21 protein-coding genes and 1 tRNA gene are annotated in these 21,531 nt (G+C 45.1%); 14 read left to right on the top strand and 8 right to left on the bottom strand.

Annotated elements, in window-relative coordinates; translation table 11 throughout:
• Positions 1-17: 17 nt before the first annotated feature.
• Positions 18-1,289 carry a glutamyl-tRNA reductase gene (gene hemA / locus LDX50_RS11735; protein WP_225698639.1) on the bottom strand — a complete coding sequence of 424 codons (1,272 nt, stop codon included), beginning with the start codon at positions 1,287-1,289 and terminating at the stop codon, positions 18-20.
• Positions 1,290-1,604: 315 nt separating this feature from the next.
• On the opposite strand from hemA, the gene LDX50_RS11730 reads away from it, so the two are divergent.
• Positions 1,605-1,988 carry a BlaI/MecI/CopY family transcriptional regulator gene (locus LDX50_RS11730; protein ID WP_225698638.1) on the top strand — a complete coding sequence of 128 codons (384 nt, stop codon included), beginning with the start codon at positions 1,605-1,607 and terminating at the stop codon, positions 1,986-1,988.
• A gap of 5 nt (positions 1,989-1,993) precedes the next feature.
• The gene (locus LDX50_RS11725; protein ID WP_225698637.1) at positions 1,994-3,994 is read left to right on the top strand and encodes a M56 family metallopeptidase; all 2,001 of its coding nucleotides are present in this window, start codon (positions 1,994-1,996) and stop codon (positions 3,992-3,994) included.
• A gap of 203 nt (positions 3,995-4,197) precedes the next feature.
• Here LDX50_RS11725 and LDX50_RS11720 read toward each other — a convergent pair whose 3' ends face one another.
• The 3 genes from LDX50_RS11720 to rlmD form a co-directional block, all read right to left on the bottom strand.
• Positions 4,198-4,545, bottom strand: a complete 348-nt coding sequence (locus LDX50_RS11720) for a TM2 domain-containing protein (RefSeq protein ID WP_225698636.1) — start codon at positions 4,543-4,545, stop codon at positions 4,198-4,200.
• Positions 4,517-4,840: a DUF2752 domain-containing protein gene (locus LDX50_RS11715; protein WP_225698635.1), complete on the bottom strand. Its 324-nt coding sequence runs from the start codon at positions 4,838-4,840 to the stop codon at positions 4,517-4,519. Before LDX50_RS11715 ends, LDX50_RS11720 begins: the two co-directional genes overlap by 29 nt.
• 75 nt (positions 4,841-4,915) lie before the next feature.
• Positions 4,916-6,334, bottom strand: a complete 1,419-nt coding sequence (rlmD, locus tag LDX50_RS11710) for a 23S rRNA (uracil(1939)-C(5))-methyltransferase RlmD (protein WP_225698634.1) — start codon at positions 6,332-6,334, stop codon at positions 4,916-4,918.
• Between the two features lie 33 nt (positions 6,335-6,367).
• Between rlmD and LDX50_RS11705 the strand changes: the two genes are divergently transcribed.
• A complete protein-coding gene (locus tag LDX50_RS11705; RefSeq protein WP_225698633.1) occupies positions 6,368-9,043 on the top strand; it encodes a T9SS type B sorting domain-containing protein in 2,676 nt (891 codons plus the stop codon).
• Here the strand turns inward: LDX50_RS11705 and LDX50_RS11700 are convergent.
• On the bottom strand, positions 9,040-9,765 hold the full coding sequence (locus tag LDX50_RS11700; protein WP_225698632.1) for an SH3 domain-containing protein: 726 nt from the start codon (positions 9,763-9,765) through the stop codon (positions 9,040-9,042). The genes LDX50_RS11705 and LDX50_RS11700 overlap by 4 nt on opposite strands.
• Before the next feature lie 246 nt (positions 9,766-10,011).
• Here LDX50_RS11700 and LDX50_RS11695 point away from each other — a divergent pair.
• Positions 10,012-10,084: transfer RNA gene (locus LDX50_RS11695), tRNA-Lys, on the top strand.
• 240 nt (positions 10,085-10,324) lie between these two features.
• Here LDX50_RS11695 and LDX50_RS11690 read toward each other — a convergent pair.
• Together LDX50_RS11690 and LDX50_RS11685 are read right to left on the bottom strand one after the other, a co-directional pair.
• Positions 10,325-10,687 (bottom strand): GerW family sporulation protein, encoded by a 363-nt coding sequence (locus LDX50_RS11690; RefSeq protein WP_225698631.1) that lies wholly within the window; start codon positions 10,685-10,687, stop codon positions 10,325-10,327.
• A gap of 36 nt (positions 10,688-10,723) precedes the next feature.
• Positions 10,724-11,227 (bottom strand): hypothetical protein, encoded by a 504-nt coding sequence (locus LDX50_RS11685; RefSeq protein ID WP_225698630.1) that lies wholly within the window; start codon positions 11,225-11,227, stop codon positions 10,724-10,726.
• Positions 11,228-11,423: 196 nt separating this feature from the next.
• Here LDX50_RS11685 and LDX50_RS11680 point away from each other — a divergent pair, with 196 nt between their 5' ends.
• The 10 genes from LDX50_RS11680 to LDX50_RS11635 all read left to right on the top strand — a co-directional run bounded on the left by LDX50_RS11680 (position 11,424) and on the right by LDX50_RS11635 (position 20,377).
• Complete coding sequence (locus LDX50_RS11680; protein WP_225698629.1) at positions 11,424-11,756, top strand: hypothetical protein; 333 nt, start codon at positions 11,424-11,426, stop codon at positions 11,754-11,756.
• A 63-nt stretch (positions 11,757-11,819) separates the two neighbouring features.
• Positions 11,820-12,170: a YciI family protein gene (locus tag LDX50_RS11675; RefSeq protein WP_225698628.1), complete on the top strand. Its 351-nt coding sequence runs from the start codon at positions 11,820-11,822 to the stop codon at positions 12,168-12,170.
• A complete protein-coding gene (locus LDX50_RS11670) occupies positions 12,167-13,423 on the top strand; it encodes an RNA polymerase sigma factor (protein ID WP_225698627.1) in 1,257 nt (418 codons plus the stop codon). Before LDX50_RS11675 ends, LDX50_RS11670 begins: the two co-directional genes overlap by 4 nt.
• 54 nt (positions 13,424-13,477) lie before the next feature.
• Complete coding sequence (locus LDX50_RS11665) at positions 13,478-13,633, top strand: hypothetical protein (RefSeq protein WP_225698626.1); 156 nt, start codon at positions 13,478-13,480, stop codon at positions 13,631-13,633.
• Positions 13,634-13,705: 72 nt separating this feature from the next.
• Positions 13,706-14,833: an MFS transporter gene (locus LDX50_RS11660; RefSeq protein WP_225698625.1), complete on the top strand. Its 1,128-nt coding sequence runs from the start codon at positions 13,706-13,708 to the stop codon at positions 14,831-14,833.
• 49 nt (positions 14,834-14,882) lie between these two features.
• Entirely contained in the window at positions 14,883-16,070 is a 1,188-nt protein-coding gene (locus LDX50_RS11655; protein WP_225698624.1) for an exo-alpha-sialidase, read from the top strand.
• Positions 16,071-16,182: 112 nt separating this feature from the next.
• Entirely contained in the window at positions 16,183-16,956 is a 774-nt protein-coding gene (locus tag LDX50_RS11650; protein WP_225698623.1) for a hypothetical protein, read from the top strand.
• 180 nt (positions 16,957-17,136) lie between these two features.
• Positions 17,137-17,556, top strand: a complete 420-nt coding sequence (locus LDX50_RS11645) for a hypothetical protein (RefSeq protein WP_225698622.1) — start codon at positions 17,137-17,139, stop codon at positions 17,554-17,556.
• Positions 17,557-17,630: 74 nt separating this feature from the next.
• A complete protein-coding gene (locus LDX50_RS11640; protein ID WP_225698621.1) occupies positions 17,631-19,445 on the top strand; it encodes a M13-type metalloendopeptidase in 1,815 nt (604 codons plus the stop codon).
• Positions 19,446-19,492: 47 nt separating this feature from the next.
• Positions 19,493-20,377, top strand: coding sequence for a hypothetical protein (locus LDX50_RS11635; RefSeq protein ID WP_225698620.1), 885 nt, complete (start codon positions 19,493-19,495; stop codon positions 20,375-20,377).
• A 216-nt stretch (positions 20,378-20,593) separates the two neighbouring features.
• On the opposite strand, the gene LDX50_RS11630 is transcribed toward LDX50_RS11635, so the two are convergent.
• Positions 20,594-21,487, bottom strand: a complete 894-nt coding sequence (locus LDX50_RS11630) for an SMP-30/gluconolactonase/LRE family protein (RefSeq protein WP_225698619.1) — start codon at positions 21,485-21,487, stop codon at positions 20,594-20,596.
• Between the last annotated feature and the right edge of the window lie 44 nt (positions 21,488-21,531).

Here is a 21,531-nt window from a genome sequence, read left to right as displayed (position 1 = left end):
GAACTTTATGTGAAAGATTAGTTGTTGGTGTTGGCCGATTGCTTCTCCAGATCGAAAAGATCATTAAGAATGTCAATCAGGTTTTCAGCATCCCCTCGCTGGCAGGCGGCTTTGAGCTGAAGAACCGGGTACTTCATGATTTTTTGTACCATGGATTTTGTGGCCCTGTCGATGATCTCAACCTGTTCCGGAGTGGCGGTGCGCAGGTATTTCTCCATTTCCGACTGCCGGATCTCTTCCAGTGCGTTCTTGAGTTTTTTGATGGTTGGTGATACGATCATCTCCTTCGACCAATCCCTGAATTCAGCGATAGACTCATCAATAATCCTCTCAACCGATTCAATTGAATCGATTCGTTTTTGTAGTGCCTCGCTGGTCTTTTCCTGAATGTGGTCAATATTATATACTAATACTCCCGGAACTTCTTCTGCATGAAGGTCGATACTTCTGGGTACAGAAAGGTCGATAAAAAACTTCGGGGTCAGAATCTCGAGATTAGCCACCATTTTTCGGGTGATTAGGGGCTCATGTGAGGATACTGAAGAAATAATAATATCCGAATGATCGATGTGATACATCAGATCTTCGAATTTGCCCGTCTTGAAACCGCACTCTGCCGCCATCTCCTCTGATTTTGCGAATGTCCGGTTCACAATGGTAATGTCTTTTAATTTAGAGTCTACCAGGTTCCGGCAAACATCGAGTCCGATCTCCCCCAAGCCAAGGATCAACACACGGGGATCAATGATCTCCCTGGTCACGTCTTCTGCCAGTTCTTTAGCAGCATAGGAAACAGACGCGGCACCATCTCTGAAGGCTGTTTCCTGAACTACCCGTTTGTTGGTGAAGAATATGGTATGCATCAACCTGTGCAAAAACGGTCCGGCAAGATTTACATCTGCACTTTGCTGGTACGCTCGTTTTACCTGGTTGGAGATTTGAATGTCACCTATCACCTGTGCTTCCAGGCCCATGCTCACACGAAATAAGTATTCGATACTTGCTTCGTGGTCGGCCTTGTGCTGAAAGAACTTTACGATATCCTCAAAGGAAAGACCTTTTATGGTGGCAATGCCCTTTATAATGTCATTAGCCTGGCCGTCTTCAGATGAAAAGAAAACTTCCGTACGGTTACAGGTCGACAACACAAGCGCTTCCTGCACAGATGTGAAGTCGGAAAGAAACTGCAGTAATCGCTGAACTTCGCTTTCATCCAGCGCAAGCTGCTCCCTGATCTCTATGGGAGTTCCTTTGAATGATAATCCTATGACGTTAAAATGTACGGACATTTTTTTAAAGCAGTTACAAAACTAATGAGAACCACCAGAGTATGAAAGTAATTCTCCTCAAATTAACAACTGATTTAGATCAGAAGTTCTGGTGAAAATACCGTTGGCAACCATTTTTCGATCGGTGCTGCAAGTGATAAACAGGTAAATGACTGATTTTCCCAGTCAGTGAGCGTAAAATAAACTCCGGTTGAAAATTCTGTAAACCTTCTACGAAAATTTTCGTAATTAAAGTTGGCGGAGAGAATTTTTCTCCGTACCATTGAAGTACGAAACAATTCGTAATAAGATTTTAACTCAAAATAAATTACAACAATGGGAAAGAAGTCAAAGCCAACCGAGAAGGAATTCGAGATCCTTCAGGTATTGTGGGGGAGGGGTCCGTCGACCGTTCGGGAGATCAACGATGAGTTGTCCCGGGATCGTGAGATCGGGTACACCACCACGCTGAAATTTTTGCAGATCATGTTCGACAAGGGTATTGTCGGACGTACGCGCGATGGTAAAACGCATATTTACGAAGCAGCCATCTCTGAGTCAGATGCCCAGCAGTCCCTGGTGAATGAATTACTGGACGGGGCTTTCAAGGGCTCGGCGATGAAGCTTGTAATGGGCGCGCTTGGAAGCCGCAAGTCATCGAAAAAGGAACTGGATGCTATTCGCAAGTATCTGGATGATCTGGAAGGGGGTGTGAAATGAATGTCATGATCCCTGAAATGTATAAGGAGGCTGTCGGTATGGCATTACTTCATTCGCTCTGGCAGGGCGCCATCTGGTCAATGGCCCTGCTGATGATTCGGCAGTTATTCAAAGATGCCCACAGGCGTTACCTGGGAGGATTGATTGCCTTTGGTGGTTTTTTTATTTCCGTTGCGGTAACGACATTTATTATTTGGCCCACTGTAAGCTTACAGGCTGCCGATGAATCGATGGATATCCTGCTGCTGGCCGGTTCAGCAGTTCCTGCCGAATCGATCTTAACCGATTTCCGGACATTGATGCCCTGGTTTATTAATTTCTGGCTGGTTGGCACATCATTATTTGTTCTTCGCATGATCGCGGGTTTTCATTACCTGGGAAGACTTACCGCTCTGTCCAACACCGATGTTCCTTCTGTTTGGGAGGATAAAATACACCGCATGGCAACGGATCTTGGTATTACGCGGAGGATCAGGGTTCTGAATTCTGCGCATGTGGATATGCCCATGATCTACGGACATATACGTCCGGTTTTGCTGTTACCCGTCACGTTGTTGAGTGGTCTTTCAGCAACACAGCTTGAAGCCATATTTGCCCACGAGCTCGCGCATATTCGCCGGCATGATTACCTGGTGAATATTATTCAACGTAGCCTGGAGGCTATATTCTTCTTCAATCCGTTTGTCTGGTGGATCTCGAAAAGCATCAATAACGAGCGGGAACGATGCTGCGATGATCTTGCCGTGGATTTTTGTTCCGACCGTCGGTTATACGTTGAAGCACTGTCCAGTCTTGAGACATATCGTTTGGCTGGCACAGGACTGGCTATGGGTCTGGGGTCTGATAAAAGTGATTTACTACACAGGATCCGCCGGTTGCTTGAACCCGATTATCGTCAGGGTGGAAATTACAAATTGGTGGTAATGGCCATTATATTTACAGTCGGCCTGATTGGCTTCAATTTCATCAGCGTTAAGCCGGGTGATGATCAGGCACAGGCTCAAAAGGTTACAGCGGGTATTCTTTCGCAGTCCGTCTCAAGATCCATTTTATCCGACACTACCAAACCAGCCTCAAAAATCAATCGGGTGAAGGTTCCTGCGCAAACAACGATGCCAAATGTGGTTGCGGTGAATTCGTTGGATACCCTGGATCTTGATATTGATTTATCCGGATTTGCAGAAATAGATTTTGATCCGATCATGACCGCATCCATGGATGCCATGGCGAACATGGATATTACACTTTCGGGCGTTGCAGAGATCAATATAGAAAAGGCATTTGAGGTGATTGAAGACCTGGACATGAATGTGTTGACAGGCTCTGTGCAGGTTGCACTGGATACCAATATTCTGAGAAGAGATACCACATGGACCCGACTTAATGACCGCCAACGCGAAGAATTACGCCGTGCGAGGGAGGAAATCCGACGGGCCCAGCTTGAATTGAGGGAAGTAAGCCGTGAACAGATGATGGAAATGCGGGAGCAACTTCTTGAACAGCGCGAACAGATGCGTGAAGAGTGGGAACGTGTAAGGGAACAGGTCCGTGAAGAGTTCGAAAAAAACGGCGGTAAGCTGTCCGACGAGGAGCGTTTGCGTATCAGGCAGGAAATGGAAATTGCCCAGAAGCAGCTTGCCCAGGAAATGGAAATCACCCAGAAACAAATCGCGCAGGAGATGGAAATGGTGCAGAAGCAGTTGGCGCAGCAGATGGAGATCCGGGAGAAAATGATGGCAAGAGAACTTGAGATGGCTGAAAAGGAGATGGAGCGTGCACAGGTGGAAATGGATCGGCACAACCAGTTCCAGTCAATGATTGAAAGAATGTTGCGCAATGACAACTATCTGAAAAATGGTGAAAAACTGAATAAACTAAAGGTTAGTAAAGACAGTTTTCGGTTCAATGGCAAGAAGGTTTCCGATCAGGATCTTGACCGGTACCTGAAGGTGTTTCAGGAATATTTCGGTAGTATCGGTTCCGGAACCTATGAATACAATGATTAGTCAGTAGTCAGTAGTCAGTAGTCAGTAGTAGTGGTAGGGATTAACAATCGATTCTGGCTTTCTGACTAATAGTTTTTTGCATCAAAACCTTCGCTATTTGTTGTTGAATTTTAAGTTTGGAATACGATTCTACCTCAATGGCATAAACGAAATACTACTGACTACTGACTACTGACTACTGACCACTGACTACTGACCACAATTCACATTCCCAGGCCCATTCGCACTTCATCAGCCACACGCTGGTTAAATTCGAAGGTCATTTTCTGGTAATTCACCAGGTCAATGATGGAGCCGATAAAACACAGTCCGATTGTAAAAAAGAAAAGAATTCCCATTCCGATCTGGTTCAGGAAGAATCGTTGCAAGCCCGGAATCAGGAACAGGCCAATGATTGAGAAGATCAGGATATCTTCCGGCCGTTTGCGACGTGCGCGGTAAATATTAAGAAATTTGATTGCCTCCTCATCGGAAAGAGGACCAATTACGCTCTGGATATAATCCAATTCCAGCCCCTGTAATTCAGGAAATAACTCTATTGCTTTTGCCATAGGTGGTTGTTGTTAAAGGTTTGTTTGAACTAAATAAACGAATTATACGATGAACCAAAATGATCGCTGCCAGAAAACTTAAAGGATGTGTATTCCACGATTGTGACCATTCACCATGCAGCAGGTGCGATATGCCGCGACCCAGACCACATCCGGGGCAAAAATCAATACCTATATTTGCCAGCGGACACAGCGTCCAGTGATTATTTCCAGGATTTATAAATGCAAGCACTGCCAGTGCAGTGATCCAGATATATGCTTCAGGAAATGCTTTATGACGGACCAGGCGGTTCATAAAAGGAAGATACTAAAAAAGGGGACAGCTTCCGTTATCATTTGCCGGAACGGTCGATTTTGGCAGTGGTTGGTATTACCTGCGCAGCAATAATGCCACGTTCTCCACATGATGTGTTTGCGGAAACATATCGACCGGCTGGATTTCCATAAGATCGTACATCCCGGCCAGCAACGCAATATCCCTTGCCTGTGTAGCGGGGTTGCAGCTTACATAAACGATCTTCTCCGGTGCAGTTGTAAGCAGCACGTTGATTACATCCTGGTGCATTCCGGCTCGTGGAGGATCGGTGATTACCGTATCAGGCTTACCATGTTTCTCAATAAAATCAGCTGAGAGGAGGTCTTTCATGTCACCGGCAAAAAAGCTGGTATTTGATATTTCATTTTCAGCACTGTTCACACGTGCATCCTCAATAGCCGCTTCCACATATTCAATACCTATAACCCTTTTCGCTCCATGTGCGATGAAGTTAGCAATGGTTCCGGTGCCTGTATAGAGGTCATAGACTGTTTCATCTCCTTTGAGCGCGGCCATTCTGTAAGCCACATCGTAGAGCGTTTTCGCTTGCCGGCTGTTAGTCTGGTAAAATGATTTTGGTCCAACCCTGAAGCTGACTGTTCTTCCTGATCCGTCGGGTAAATCCATGGATTCCAGAATATAGGCTCTGCCTGAATAATTGACGACTTCCAGGTCATGGAAGGTTTCATTTTTTTTCTGATTGATTACGTAATTAAGAGAAGTGATTTCCGGAAAGGCAACTTTCATTGCTTCCATTAACGGGTTTAACAAGTCATCATTTTTTTCCGCTACCTGGACAATCACCATCACTTCACCTGTTGATGCGGTACGAATGATCAGGTTTCGCAAATACCCGGTCTGATCAATCAGATCAAAGAATGGGAGTTTATTTTTAATTGCATAGTCCTTAAGCCAGAGACGTATTTGGTTTGAAGGATCTGGCTGAAGATAACACTTTTCGATATCCAGGATTTTATCGAAGCGGCCGGGAATATGAAAGCCCAGCGCCTCGCGGCCCAGATCAGAACCTGATTCAATTTCTTCCCGCGTAAGCCATCGTTTATTGGAAAACGTATATTCCAGTTTGTTTCGGTAAAATCTGGTTTCCTTTGATCCCAGGATGGGATGAATGGTATGAACCGGAACTTTGGCAATGCGTTCCATCGCATCGATAACCTGTTGCTGCTTAAAGGCCAACTGTGTTTCATAGCCGATGTGCTGCCACTTGCATCCGCCACAGGTTCCGAAATGATCGCAAAAAGGTTGAGTACGAAGAGGGGAATAGGTATGAAAGTGCACCGGATTACCTTCGAGATAGTTGCGGCGTTTCTTAATGATCTGTATATCAACCACATCGCCGGGGGCCACCTGATTTACAAAAACAACTTTACCATCATGATGCGCAACACATTTACCTTCTGCCGCCATTCTTTCAATTTCTATGGCGGTTAATATTTTATTTTTTATCTTCATAGTTAACCCAACTACTACAAACCACTACGTACGATGAATCAGACAGCTCGCCGGTGTGTGCTTGTACTCCTAATGCTTTTTGCATTCAAAGGTAGTGCATTTGCCTCTCATATCGTAGGTGGAGAATTTGAATTGCTGCATAAGGATGGTTATAACTATCAATTGAACCTGATCCTGTATTTCGATCTTGTAAATGGAAGCCCCGGGGCCCTTGATAATTTCGTGACTGTTTACATTTACCGGAAGTCGGACAACCGGTTTATGCGGCAGGTGTTGTTACCCCTCTCGAATCAGTCAAATGTACCTTACAGCAATGTCGCCTGCAGTGAAGATTTTCTGCGCACGTCGCGCTTGCTCTACACCGCGGCCCTAAACCTGCCTCCGGAGGATTTTGATGATCCGGGGGGATACTATGTGGCCTTTGAACGGTGCTGCAGGAACTACCTGATTGATAATATATACAGCGACATTCCTGGTATGGGAATCTCGGCCGGCCAGACTTTCTATCTTGAGTTTCCCCCGGTAGCAAAAAATGGACAGCCCTTTGTAAATTCCACCCCACGTCTGTTTCCGCCCTTGCGCGACTACGGGTGCGTCGACAAATTCTATTATGTCGACTTCTCCGGGGTAGATGACGACGGAGATTCCCTGGTATATTCCATGGTTACTCCCTATTCAACTTTCAATACTTTTGATCCGTTGCCTGATCCGCCGAATCCGGGTCCGTATCCCGAAGTTCAGTGGAAAAATGGTTTCAATCTGACCAACATTATGCAAGGGGACCCTGATCTTCAGATTAGTAAAAAAGGTCTTCTAACGGTCACTCCAAAGAAAACAGGTCTTTTTGTTTTTGCTGTACAGTGTGAAGAATTTCGTGATGGCATAAAGATTGGCGAGATGCGGCGTGATTTCCAGATGCTCGTCGTGGATGGCTGTGTGAATAATGCACCATCCATACTTGCCAGGGAAGTGGGCAGCCAGGAGGTGTACAGGGAAGGTGATATCATCGACTTCGACTACACAGATGATGACAAATGTGTGGAATTTGAAGTGCGTGATATTCCTGTGAGCGGCGAGCTCGTCGAGAACGTCAGCATTCGCGCAATTCCAATCAATTTCGACGCGAACCTGGAAGACATAGTTATTGATTTCAGTGAGAATGTTCCGCTGCGCGGGGCAAATGATGTAGCCAGATTTACGGTTTGCTTTCCCGATTGTCCCTATGTGCCAAACCAGCCATATGAAATCGGTATCATTGCGATGGACGATGCCTGTCCGCAACCCGAACTGGATACAGTGATCGTCCGCCTGAATGTACGTCCGCCTCCAAATAACCGGCCATTCTTTGAAAATCTTCCGGCTGTATATTCCATTGAAGTGAATGAGGAATCGGGCGGATCGCTTGATCAGCTAATTGTCGGGGGGGATATTGATCTGGATGCCCTTACAATGGCTGTTGTCCCATTCAATTTCCGGCTTGAAGAATATGGAATGTCATTCATACAGGAAAAGAATGAAGCAGGACGTACAGAGGTCCGTTTTTTATGGGATTATGATTGTGCGAAAACAAGTTTCGCGGAGCGGTCGGAATTTACCATACAGCTGCAGCTGGATGATGAAGATCAATGTATGATCAGCGACCCGACAAGGCTCACTCTCCGGTTGAAAGTCAATCTTCCGCCAAATACATCTCCTGAGATTTATACCAACCGAACAGGAAGGGATGAACCGGAGGCTGTATTCAGGTTGTCACTGGGTGAGGAGATTAATTTTAATGTTCTCGGTATTGATGAAGATAATGATGAGGTGACCATTACAGGAAGAGGTCTGAATTTTAATTTCGGCGATTACGATATTTCCTTTGCGGGGGCTACGGGGCGCGGACTGGATAATCCATCTGCTCCATTTCGAATGGCCATTCCTTGTGACTACCCGCTGGAACAGCGTGATACATTGAACATGGCCTTTTTCATTGAGGATTTTGATAAATGCCAAGTTACGAACCGGGATACTCTAAGGGTGGATCTCATCTTGGAACCGCCAGCTGCCACACCTCTTGTGCTTACCGCGAGAAGTCTTACCCAAACCCAAATTGTAAATGCCCGCCTCGAGGCTGAAATTGGTGAAGAGATCAGAATACGAATCCAGGGAATTGATTTCGATAATGATGAAATGCACCTCGAATTGATTCAGTCAGACCCGCGGCTGGTCGGCAGATTTACATTTGAAAGTGTTCGCGGCAGGGAGCGAATACAATCGGAACTCATCTGGCTGCCTGAATGTGATGTATTCACGATAGGGGAGGAAGAAGATCTGTATTCCTTTACCTTCCGGTTGACGGATGACAACTGTTATGAACGTGGTGAAGAAATCCTGACGCTGGAATTATCGATTGCTGATATTGTTTCCCCGGATTCGGAATTTATTCCGCCAAATATCTTCACTCCCAATGACGATGAATATAATCAATATTTTGCCCTGGATGGTTTCACCGACGATAATCGGCCAATTGTAACAGGACTACCCCTGGATAATTGCGAACGAAAATTTGAAGAGGTGATCATCTATAATCGATGGGGAGAATCGGTCTTTCGGTCACCCGACCGGTATTTCAGATGGTATGGCGAGGGCGTTCCTGCCGGAATATACTATTATGTCGTTCGCCTGACCGACAAGGAATTTAAGGGAGCTGTAACCGTACGTTATTAGAAAGTGACCGGTTTGAGTTTGGAGGCCTTGATATAAACAGGCCTGTTATCCCAGGATGTTTTGATCCAGACGTCTTTTTTTCCATTGATTTCCAGCCGGTGTCCTTTCCCGATCACCTCAACCACGTCGGCACCAGCGGAAGGTCCTTCCATGAGGTAGGCGGTTGAGTCATTTACGATACCTTTATCATAAGACAGGCCGAAATTCAGCAGGTAAAACAGCACGGCAAGTACGGCAAGCATAAAGAAAGCGGGCACTTTCCCGCTTTGATTTAGCCGGAAGCGTTCCCGGTATACCAGGGCAAGCATCAGAATGGCCAGTGCCATGAGCGCACCGATCATGTACGGATAATAACGATAGAAAAAGGTATAGATGATGTCCTGATCGTTAACACTGTAGCCTCGAAGATTACGGGCCTGGGCAAGTTCATCCATCTTTGCGAGAACAGCCTGGTCTGCCGTTTTCAGGTAGTAAAGGTTCAGGTAATACAGGGCTTCGCTGTACTGATTGAGACCTTCCTTGATATAGGCCATCTTCATCAGCATGGCCGGTGAATACTGTTTGTTGGCGGTCAGGATTTCATCGTATATTCCAAATGATTCGGTGTACTTACCCGCAGTGAACAGCGAGTCTGCCCGGCTGAGTAATGCCGGCTGACCCAGTACTGTTTCTGCAGACAGCAACCAGGTAAAAAGGAATGCAAGAAGAATTAACCGTTTCATCCGACCACAATTATAAAGAATTTATCGGAAGACATCTGTGTATGTTTGATTGTGAAGGATCATCTGAAGATAATTCAGTAAAAATTTTGATCGAATTGGAAATTGGGTCTTAAGTATTTGTCTGATGCTAAAGAATTCTGCCCTGTGAAAAAATTTGTTCAGGTAACCTTTGCATTTTACGGGGGAGGTCTTACTTTTGCAACTCCATTTACAAAACGAACGATTTAAAGTTCGTTTTTTTAATAGGATTCCGTAGCTCAGTTGGTAGAGCATCTCCCTTTTAAGGAGAGGGTCCTGGGTTCGAGCCCCAGCGGGATCACATCAAAAAAGCCCGTCGCGAAGCGATGGGCTTTTTTAGTTTGGAAAGTGTAGAGTGAGTGTGTTATGAAACACAACTTTAATTTCATCCTTGACGGCTTACTTGCCTGAGTGATAATATAGCTGGACAGGCCGGAATCTCATCCTACATTTTAAGGCAATTATATTGCGTTTTAAAATATTTGCACTGAATACTACAGACTCTTTACCCACTGCTCCACTGCTCCACTGTCCACTAGTTTCAGGCTTCCTCCTTCTTCTTCGTCATCATTTTCTCCACCAGGTCCGGTATTTTTTCAAACGCGGCTGATATTCCCTTGCTGGATTTGTTTACGCCCAGGAAGGAAATTTCGTCATTCTTGGTAACCAGAAATCCGATGGGTTCAATGCCCATGCCTGCACCGGCGCCGCCGCCTTCACCCTGTCCGTTTTTCGGGGCATTTCCGCCGCCTCCGCCGCTTCCAAATCCAATGCCGATCCGGATAACAGGTACGCAATCAAACTCACCCAACTTAAAGGGTTTGCCGATCACTGTTTCAGAACGGGCTTCCGACTCGATGAACTTTGTGATCTTATCAAGTAATTCCGTGAATTGCATTTCCATGACTTTTGAGTTTTATGTTGAACATTTAATTTATGATTACACATTCAGATATGCCCTGCCCAGACGGAACAGGTTATTGGATGCATACAATTGTAATTGAAACTCGCCGGTGAAATTCACCGACAGATTATTCCGGTAACTTGTAATTGCCTGAAAAACAGGAACCAGCATGGCATTCCGTACATAATCGCCGGAATCGATCGTGCAATAAAATTCCCTAATCCGGAACGACCTGATCAGGGACAGCATCCGTGGGAACGTCATGCGTGATTTTTTCTTTTCCTTCTTTCCAGGTGTATCCTTTGCGGGCTTTGGAGATTTCTTCCTCTTCTCCGATAAACGAAATGGATGAATCACCTTTTTGTAAAATGGCAGCATAAGAATGAAAACAAGCTCACTTTCTTCGTGATCCATCTGAAACGCACCAATCCCGCTGACCTTCACAAGGTAGGTCTCGTGAACAGTGTCTATTTGAATCACGATCGGAACAAATAAGATTCCGAGGATGATAAGCAGCAATATCGTAATGACGATCAGCATGCTCCTGATATGTTATACGATTTTAGGAAGGAGACAGTTTATTAACAATGACCTGAATCTCTCCCTGAGGTGATTGTACTCAGCCAACGAGCTGAAAAGAGAATGTTTCAAAAAAAAAATTGAAAGTCTGTCCCCCCTGATGATAACAGCAACGTCTTTGCATTGAAAGTTTATAACAACACAAAAATTTATCATCATGAAAAAATTTATTGTTCTCTATCATGCACCGGCGCAAGCCCTGCAGCAATCAGCACAGTCGACACCTGAACAGCGGGAAGCGAGCATGCAGATGTGGTTCGACTGGAAAGCGAAACACGATGAAGCCATCGTAGATTTTGGCGCACCACTGGGAAACGGAAGCGCGGTTACACAAGATCTGAAATCCCGGCTTTCTGAAAAGGAAGTATGCGGATTTTCGGTACTTCAAGGTCAGAACCAGCAGGAAATTCTGCAACTCTTCAGTGATCATCCTCATCTGAACTGGCATCCCAATGCTACGGTAGAGGTCCACGAAGTGCTGGAAATCTAGCAGAAAACCTGAAATGTAACTATATTAAATAACGACAACTCATAATCTAAAACAACAATCAACATGAAAGACTATATGATGATTTTCCTCGGTGCCGATTACGGCGAACTCGGACTTTCCCCAGAACAAATTCAGCAGCGGATGGGTAAATGGTGGGGCTGGCATGAAAAAATGGAAAAAGCCGGAATTGTGAAGGAGGGCAACGCGCTGCACCCTGAAGTAAAACGAATCTCCGGTCCGAACCGCACAGTTACAGACCTGGCGGCTACTGAAGTGAAGGAACTCGTTGGAGGTTACTACGTAATCCATGTGGAAAACGCAGAAGCCGCGGCGAAGGTGGCTGAAGATTTTCCGGATTACGATATCGGCGGAACCGTAGAGATCCGTGAGGTGATGGTCTTCGACCAGCAATGAGCAACAACCAACAGCTCGACCATCTTTTCCGTCATCAATACGGAAAGATGGTTTCTTTGCTTGCAAAAATATTCGGACTCGAACATTTGGATACCATCGAGGACGCAGTACAGGATACGTTCATTACGGCATTCCGTTCCTGGCCCAATCAATATCCCGACAATCCCGAAGGATGGCTGTATAAAGCGGCGAAAAACCGTATGTTGGATATACTGCGTAAGCGCGCTTCAGAACAGAAGCGGTTTCCAAAAGTGATTCCTGATTTTGAAAATCAGTCGGAAACCGATCTGATCCTGGAAAACGAGGTTAGCGACAGCCAGCTCAGAATGATATTTACCGCCTGCAACCCCCGGTTAGATACACGGGATCAGCTCGCCTTTTCGCTAAAAACCATCTCGGGTTTCAGTGAGAAAGAGATTGCCTCTGCATTGCTGCTGAAGCAGGAAACAGTAAAAAAGCGGCTTCAACGTGCCCGCAAGACGATCCAGGCTGAGCAGATTGCGTTCGAGATCCCGGAGGGATCTTCATTGCCTCATCGGCTGGATCGGGTACATGATGTGATCTATCTGATATTCAACGAGGGATTTCATAGCGGCAAAAAGGAGCTCCTGATTCGGGAGGAACTATGCGGGGAAGCGCTCAGGCTCAGTAAAATGCTTCTAACGAATTCCTACACATCGACGGCGGCATCCCACGCGTTGTTTGCACTTTTGTGTTTTCATTCTGCCCGCCTTCGCAGTAAAACCAATGCAGACCATGAAGTGATAAGCCTGAGGGAACAGGACCGTACAGCATGGTACAGACCATTGATTGAACTTGGGCACTCGGCGATGAATAAGGCAGTCGAGACCGAAGAACTTTCCCGATTTCACTATGAAGCGGCTATCGCATCGGAACATTTGAAGGCACCGACATATGAGGAGACCGACTGGTCCCGGTTACTGATGTGGTATGAACGGCTGGATGCGGTTTATTCATCACCTTTGAATCACCTCAATATGGCGATCATTCATATTCAGCTGGAACAATTCACCGAAGCCATGAATATTCTCCAAAAGATTGAGCCCGAAGAGCTGGAACAGCGACGGTATCTGTATCATGGCTTACTGGCAGAATATTATTTCCGTCAGGGTATATATGAAAAGGCCCGCTCACAAATTGATATCGCGATCGAAAAGGTGAATAATAATTCAGAGAAGAACTTCCTCACGAAAAAGCGGGATAAAATCCTGGCGGCCATTCAGCAGGCCTGAATTGATTACTCTTCAACCTGATTTTTGTATCTTATGATACAAACCCTTGAAATCATGAACCAATCCCTGCTAAAGTCAGCCGCCATTATTCTGATACTCCTTGCACTGGCCATGTTCTATTTGTCCTATTCAGTTGGCGCCTATCCTCCCGGGATTACCGGGATCGGTTTTGTGGTGATTGCTGTCGTTTTTTTGCGGTTGAGGAGCTGATAAAAGAACGGGTAAACGGAAGTTACCAAGTATTCAGCGATCGTATACATATGCGGATCGATTAGCATTAATATGTATACCTATTCCCAACAAACTGGCGTAAAGTCTTCACAGCCCGTTATCACACTGGATAATACTTCAATTAAATGGCCCGAGGTTCTCAGTCTGGGTGCCCTCAATGCCGCGATTGCTATCTCATGGATCGCCTATCTTGAATATCAGCCTGTTTTACTGCAGCGTTTCGGGCTGACCGGATTGTCCACCCTTCTTGTTTTTGTAAAGGCGCTTGTACTTATCCTGGTGCCCGTTGTGGCAGGATGGATTGCTGACCGAAATCTCGCCCGAAGAAGTAAGTATTTCATGACCTATATGATCGGCATCAGTGCAACGGCAATGATTTTCATGATCGTTGCAAGCATTATCAGCCTGGGTCCTGAGCATGGTATCGCGGCCATATTGCCAGTGATGGTAGTTCTGTGGCTGATCGGCATGGCAGTATTTATAGCACCTGCCTATTCGATGCTTGTTAGTTTCGCGAACAAGAAAAACCTGCCCATCGCGATGGGTGTGGTTATTCTGATCACCGACCTGATCTATTCGCTGGAGCCCCTGGTTATTTCACTGATTCAGTTTTTTGGGGAAACACTTACATTCGTTGTCGGGGGCATACTGGTACTGGGAACCGGTTATCTTTTTTACCGTCTTACCACTGATGAAGTATACGAACGTGTTCAGCAAAGTGCAAATCCCGGATCAGTAAAAACAAGTGTTTCAACCATTCTTAAAATTGGTTTAATGCTCGGCGTTGGAAGAGCATTTCTGGTAGAATATATACCGGTCAATTCACCCCTTAAAATATTTAATGGAGATCAGTTTTCGTTCATGGCACTCGGCCTTGCAGCATTGATTGCATTTGTAAGCAGCCGTTATGTAATTCGGACGGGTATAAGAAGTGTACTTCAATATACCATAGGTATGATGATCATTGGAATTCTCATCATTTTAATGGCAGGGAATAATTCAGTTCTCTTTGTTGCAGGCAGTCTTTTGCTGGCAACCGGATTCGGACTAGCCAATGTTTCCGGACTTCCATATGTCTTTGGCAGGATCGCTCCCAGGCATATTACCATTGGAATCGGCGCGTTTTTAGGAGCTTCGGCTATTGCTGAGGGAATCTTTGAAATTTGGTACGCACTGTAAGTGCTGCGGGTTTCATGTAAAGGAAAATTTCACGTCCTTAGTGTTTCTTATGCGTGAAATTTTAATTCTTCTTACTACCGCGATTGTGTTGAATGCCTGTTCCGGAAGCGATACGGCACAAACAGAACTTTCTCCTGATGTCGAAAACTTTGTAGTTTCCGACTCTCCCAGTGAGGCTCCCAACCTGTTTACTGATATCAGCGGTAATACGTTTCTATCCTGGACAACCACCCGTGGTGAAATTGCACAACTTCGGTATACACGTTACCTGGGCAACAAGCAATGGTCGGAAATACAGACTATTGCCGAAGGTGCTGACTGGTTTGTGAACTGGGCTGATTTTCCTTCCCTGGTTACGAGCCAGGGTGAGATTATTTTCGCGCATTATCTTCAGAAGACTGATCCGGGAACATATAATTACGATATATACCTGCGCAGATCGGCTGACGGTGGTATCAGCTGGAGCACCCCGTTCACGCTGAACGAAGATGGCGTCCCTGCAGAACACGGATTTGTTTCGATGGTACCCTCCGGTACTGATGTGTTCATCTCCTGGCTTGATGGACGAAATACTACAGGTTCCCACGGTGAAGGAGCAATGACACTCCGTGCAGCCATCCTGGGAAGTGATGGTACCAGAAAGGGCGAATGGGAATTGGATAATCGTGTTTGTGATTGCTGCCAGACGGCCGCTGCCATTACTGCCCGTGGTCCGGTAGTGGTCTATCGTGACCGTTCAGAAAATGAATTTCGTGACATGGCTATCGTTCGGTTTGTTAATAACAAATGGACAGATCCGGTTTTGATTTATCGTGACGGGTGGATGGTTGAGGGGTGTCCCGTAAATGGTCCGCAGATCAGTGCGCTTGAAAATACAGTGGCAATTGCCTGGTTCACCGCGGCCAATGACAAGCCTGAAGTGAAGCTTATTTTTTCGAACGATGGAGGTCAATCCTTTAATGCCCCCGTTCGAATCAATGAAAATTCTCCGATAGGGCGGGTTGATATTGAACTGATCGATTCTACCCGTGCCTTCGTAACCTGGATGGAAGGCGCGGCCATCAGGGGAGCCATAGTAACCGCTGATGGCTATGTGCAATCCCGCTATCTGATTGCTTCTTCTTCAGAATCACGAAGCAGTGGCTTCCCGCGCATTACCCGCCGAGCTGAAGAGATCATTATCGCCTGGACGGATCCGGATGACAACGTGATCAGAAGTGCGTTCATCCCTCTTTAAGGCGTTTCGTCGTTATTTTTTTAATTCTTGCGTCCGGTATGGTAGGAAAATCACCTGTCAGACGGTTTCATTATCAAACAGATTAAAAATTAAAATCAAAATGATAGTGAAGATGAGAAATATTGTAATGACACTGTTGGTAATCGCGATGCTGGTTTCTGCATGTGATGGAAATAACGATCCTGCACTGCCCTTCGCACAACTTGATCTTCAGATGAAGGCTGTTGCAGCGAATGGAAAGGTTAACGCTTCTGGCAGGGCAGCGGATGAGATTACCTTCAATGAGATTCTTATTGGCGTAACTGAAATTGAATTTGAACTGGTCGACAGTGACTGGGATGATGACGATGACAGTGATGATGATGATGACAGTGATGATGATTCAGATGATGACAACTCTTCCAACGATGATTCTGACGATAACGACGATGATTCCGATGATTATGAGGATGAAATAGAGTTTGAGGGAGCGTTTATTGTGGATCTGATCAATGGAACCAGTACTCCTGATTTTGGAGTGGCGGATGTAATTCCGGGCCGTTATGAAGAAATCGAAATGGAGGTTGCTCCGATTATGGAAGGTAACAGATCGGTATTTATTGCACTTACCTATAAAGACGCGAATGATGAGCAGTGGGATGTCGAATTTTCTACAGGAGCGTCTTTTGAAATTGAATTTGAAGATGAGGACGGACTTCAGCTGGACGGAAATTCATTGAACAGCGTGCTGGTATTATTTGATCTGGATCAATTGTTCGAAGGGGTGGATTTTTCCCAGGCGATCAAAGATGAAGATGGAGTAATTCGCATCAATGAAAATTCAAATACAGCCCTGGCTGTCCAGATACGCAATAATTTTGTTAAATCATTTGATTGCAATGACTGAGACGTTGGATTGAGCGTGGAGATAAGCCCGGCCATATGGCCGGGCTTTTTTTATGGCCCGCGTGACGATTTACCCCTTTTTGGGGATTGTAAATTATCAGTTTGTCGAGTAATATGCCTGCTTCATCGAGAATCTTTAAAATAGTATACCTTTCAGGCTTGCACCTGACGTTCTTAAAGTATGGCAAAGGCATATCATTTCAATTGCAGGCAATGTTCGTTTTCATATACTGGCCCTCTTGGTCATAAGCATGCATCACGGGACCAGGTCATTTCAGTGATTTGTCCGTCATGCCAGGTAGTCGAAGCCCGCAGGCTTAACTGGACGCAGATCCCCCCTGAGGCAAAGTATATCTCCGATAACCTGGAGGAGATTGTCATGAATCCTGAAATTTCCCAACTACAAAAGACAGAGCATCACAAAATGGAGAGTATGATCCGGGCGGTTGATAAAAATATTGAATGGCACGATTATTCACTCTATGCTGAGGATGTATTTAAGTGCTGGTCCTGTGAAGAAGAAATGTTTGTTTGGGATACCGCTGTATGCCCCTGCTGTGGCGATAAACTTCAGCGGGAGTTTGGTATAGATATGGATTAAGGTTTTGGGGGAAAAGTATTATTTTTTGTGTAAATGATTATATATTGAATTCTTAATTTTTCAATATTACGTCTATGAGGGCTTTTACAACTTTCTTCCTCGCCCTTTTGCTTGCTGCCTGCTCCACATCTGAAAATAAACCCGCATTGTATGTAAATACTACCATACTTCCGGGTAATGATTTCTATCACTTTGTAAATGGCAACTGGCAAGTTGATTCCTCTAAGGAGGTAGAAACTGTTAACCTTGAAATGCGGCACCGACTTCAGAAGGAATTGCTGGAGCTGTTGAAGGAGAATCACGAAACTGAGATGTATTCTAAAATCTACGATTTTTATCACAGCCTGGCCGATCCGATTAATGATAACGATGAAGGGGCATCATTGACAGCAGAGCTGGCCTTATTGGACAGCTTTCAATTGGAAAAGGATGTAATCCCCATGATGGCAGCTATGTTCAGGCGGGGTTATGGCGGACCCATTTCAGGAGAATTCTACGCAAGGTATGATCAGTCATATGTTTTACAACTCAAGCCTGGAAGTGTTCAGTTTGATCCTGTATCTCGTTCCGGTCCGAATTACAATATCTTTCTAAATGAGATAACCGAAGAGGTTCAGAAATTATTGGGCAGCAGTTGGACAGAAAAGGAATCGGGAGAAGTTGCTTCGATCTATCATAAGATTAATAAGATTGAACAGCAATACGGTAAGCCTTATAAACGTGCAGACAGTGCCTTTTATCACCAAATTCCTCATATCGGTGCGTTGCTCGGAGAACTCGGTTTGACCGACCATGAATACATTGAGCTGCCTGCCAATCCGCTGTCCTTTCAGATGGATAGCCTGATCGCCGAATATCCTCTATCGTCATGGAAAATTTTTTACACCTATACAATCATTAAGGAGAACGATAGACTGTTTCGGGTCTCGGATCAATATGCATTTGAGATTTTAATGAAATACTGCAATGATGCATTGATCAGGCTCCACAAGCAATATCACTATGATTCCAAAAAGGAGGCGGGAATCAAAGTTATGGCCGAAAATATACGCCGTGCGATGATAAGTAATTTAAGGCAGGCAGATTGGCTCGACGATCCAACAAGAGATCGATTATCCGTTTTATTCGATACTACACGAATTGAGGTTTCGTATCCTTCATTTTACGAAGACTATTCGTCACTTGTTATAAAAAAGAGCGATCCGGTAGGTAATTACCGAAGGGCCCGGGAATTTCAGATTTCGAAGGATATCGGATATCTGGGCGCGGGGAAAATTCCACCGGGAAAATGGCGGATTAATACCCTAGATGATAGTCCGACGAGCATCAAGAGCATGAATACAGTCTATCTTCCAATTGCTTTCAATCAGTACCCGCTCTACAGCCAGTCCTTTGATGAAGCCTATAATTACGGCGGACTGGGATTTTACATTGGTCATGAGATGGCGCATCTGGTGGATTTCAATTCCGAAAAAATACAGGATGTTAAGTTCTTTAATGAACTGGAGCAGAAACTAATTTCACAATATGGGAGCTATCTGACGACGGCCGGAGATACGTTGAACGGCCGGCAAACCATCAATGAAAATTTCTCCGACATTATGGGTCTTAGCGCTGCCTATAAAGCGTTTTCTGAATTGCCATCTTTCAATGATAGAAGAGACGGATATACCGGGGCTCAGCGATTTTTCATGGCATTTGCGAATTCGCAACGTGAATACCGAAATGATGTAAAATCCAGGGAATTCATCTCAAAATTCGAGCATTCCCTTTATTACCTTCGTGTAAACGGGGCGGTTAGAAATCTGGATGCTTTTTATGAGGCATTCGACGTGACCGAACAGGACTCCCTGTACCTGGTGCCGGATGCACGAATTCGGATTTGGTGATGGTATGTTCTCTGAATTTCGTAATTTCCATATCTAATTATTGAAGTATGAAGATTACCCCTGTCCTTATAATTTTTACTTTGTGCATTGCTACCGTGTCGGCACAAAATACCGATCGCATTAAACCCGGTGTACTTTATAAATCGGGTGAAACCATCAATTCACCCAAATATGGATTTACGGCCACCATACCTCAGGAATGGTCGGGTTTCCTGCCGCAGGGTACTGAAGTATTCGCGTTGGCGAAGAACGACGGCACGAGCGGTGAAGTTGTGCTTCTGGCCCGGGAGAACAGTAACCTTGAAACCCTCGAGGCAGCATGGGAACAGGGTGGTAATCTTACCGATGGCATCAGGATCAAAGCTGCTGATGTTCAAAAGGAGGGTGATATGATCTTTTCGGAAGTGACAGCGGAAGGTGAGAATATTAATAAATCCTACCGTGGATTTATCATTGGAAAATGCGGGGGATTCGGTCCGTGCGTTTCCCTTTTCATGATTACGCCTTCCCAGTTTTTTGAAGGGATCCGGGATGAGATGCTTTCGCTGATGCGATCGGGTCAGTTCTCGGAGCCGGGAGAAGCCAATATATATTCGGATTTTGACTGGCAGCGATTTCTGGCGAACAAAACGCTCGTAGCCTTTGAACTGATGGAGTTTTCCAAGAAACAGAATACGATCGACTTGTGTGTAAACGGAACTTTCCGATCGCAGGTAAAACAATCGGGGTGGTTCAAGCAGAATGGCAGTGACTACAAAGGCAAAAATGGAGGTACCTGGTCTGTCCGGGGAAAAGGTCCGCAAACGATTCTCAGGCTGGAATTCAACGACAAAAAACTATTGCCTCTGGAGATTGTCCTGCGCATCGAAGAGGAAAAAATCTATGCAAATGATGAGCGCTACTATGCTGGCTATTCCTTGCGCTGCAACTAATTTACCTGTATGGAAAATCACCCAATTTGGGTGATGTAAAGGGGTAAATATCTCTCTATATTGTTACATGCATTGGTGGAATCTCATCGGATTGAATGAATTGCTGCTCTTAGCCGTCCTGGCAGGGGTCATATTGGTTGCCATTCGCCATTTTGGCAGCAAAGAAAATACTACCCACTGATTGCCATTAACCACGGAAATAATCCTGCAGACCCCTTAATAATTGAGCCGATAAGCAACAACCTTGTTTTTGAAAAACGTTGGGACCAGAATAACATTCTGATCCGGAATGAATCCGATATCAGCCGTGTTAGCCTGCTGGGCTTTGGTATCCAGCAATAAATATTCGTGACCGTCTTTAATGAGGTAGATTTCACCCTGCCATCGGCTCGCTATATACGTGTTGGCATCCAGTACAATCAAGCCATCGCCACCTGTAACACCATCGTTGATCATAACGGGAGCTTCCTGAGCATATCTTCTCAATCCTTCGGCATCAAGGCCGATCAAAACACCATTTGTATCGATCGCTAGTCCGTTGATGCTTTCGAGCCCTTCAAGAACAGTGTCAACCATCCCATTTTCAAGCGAGTGTACTTTCCCGGTACTCATGTCTGAGAAATATATGATACCATTATGGGTGGTTACATCATTCAGGAATTCAGCACCTTCCACAGCATAGGTATTTACAATTTTCCCGCTGGCAAGTTCTATTTCTACAAGCGCATCGATATCGGTAACGTATAGTCTATTGCCCGTAATTGCCATTCCTTTGGGTGCATTAAGGCCTTTTACCCATTCCAATTCGATTATATCACCTGATTTCGACAATTTGGTTATAAACCCGATTCCGTCTTTTTCAGTAGGATTCCCGGAGATGTTGCTGGCATAAAGGATTTCGCTGCCCGGATCGAACAGAACAGATTCAACGGTAGTGAGTACAGTATCCGTTTCCCAAACCATTGTGAGGGAAGGTGAGAGGGGAACATCAATTTCCGATGTTATTTCTTCTGAATTATTAATTTCTTCCTGGTTTTCCTGTTTATCCGGGTTTCCGCAACCGGTAATGAACGCGATGAATATGCAAAATGTTAGTATGCCCTTTGTCATAATACTTTTAAGTAAAAATGGAACTGTTCACCGAAATTAACACA

Source organism: Fulvivirga sedimenti (assembly GCF_020328055.1).
The sequence above is the reverse complement of the archived record's forward strand: the minus strand, read 5'-3'. Positions and strand labels throughout refer to the sequence as shown.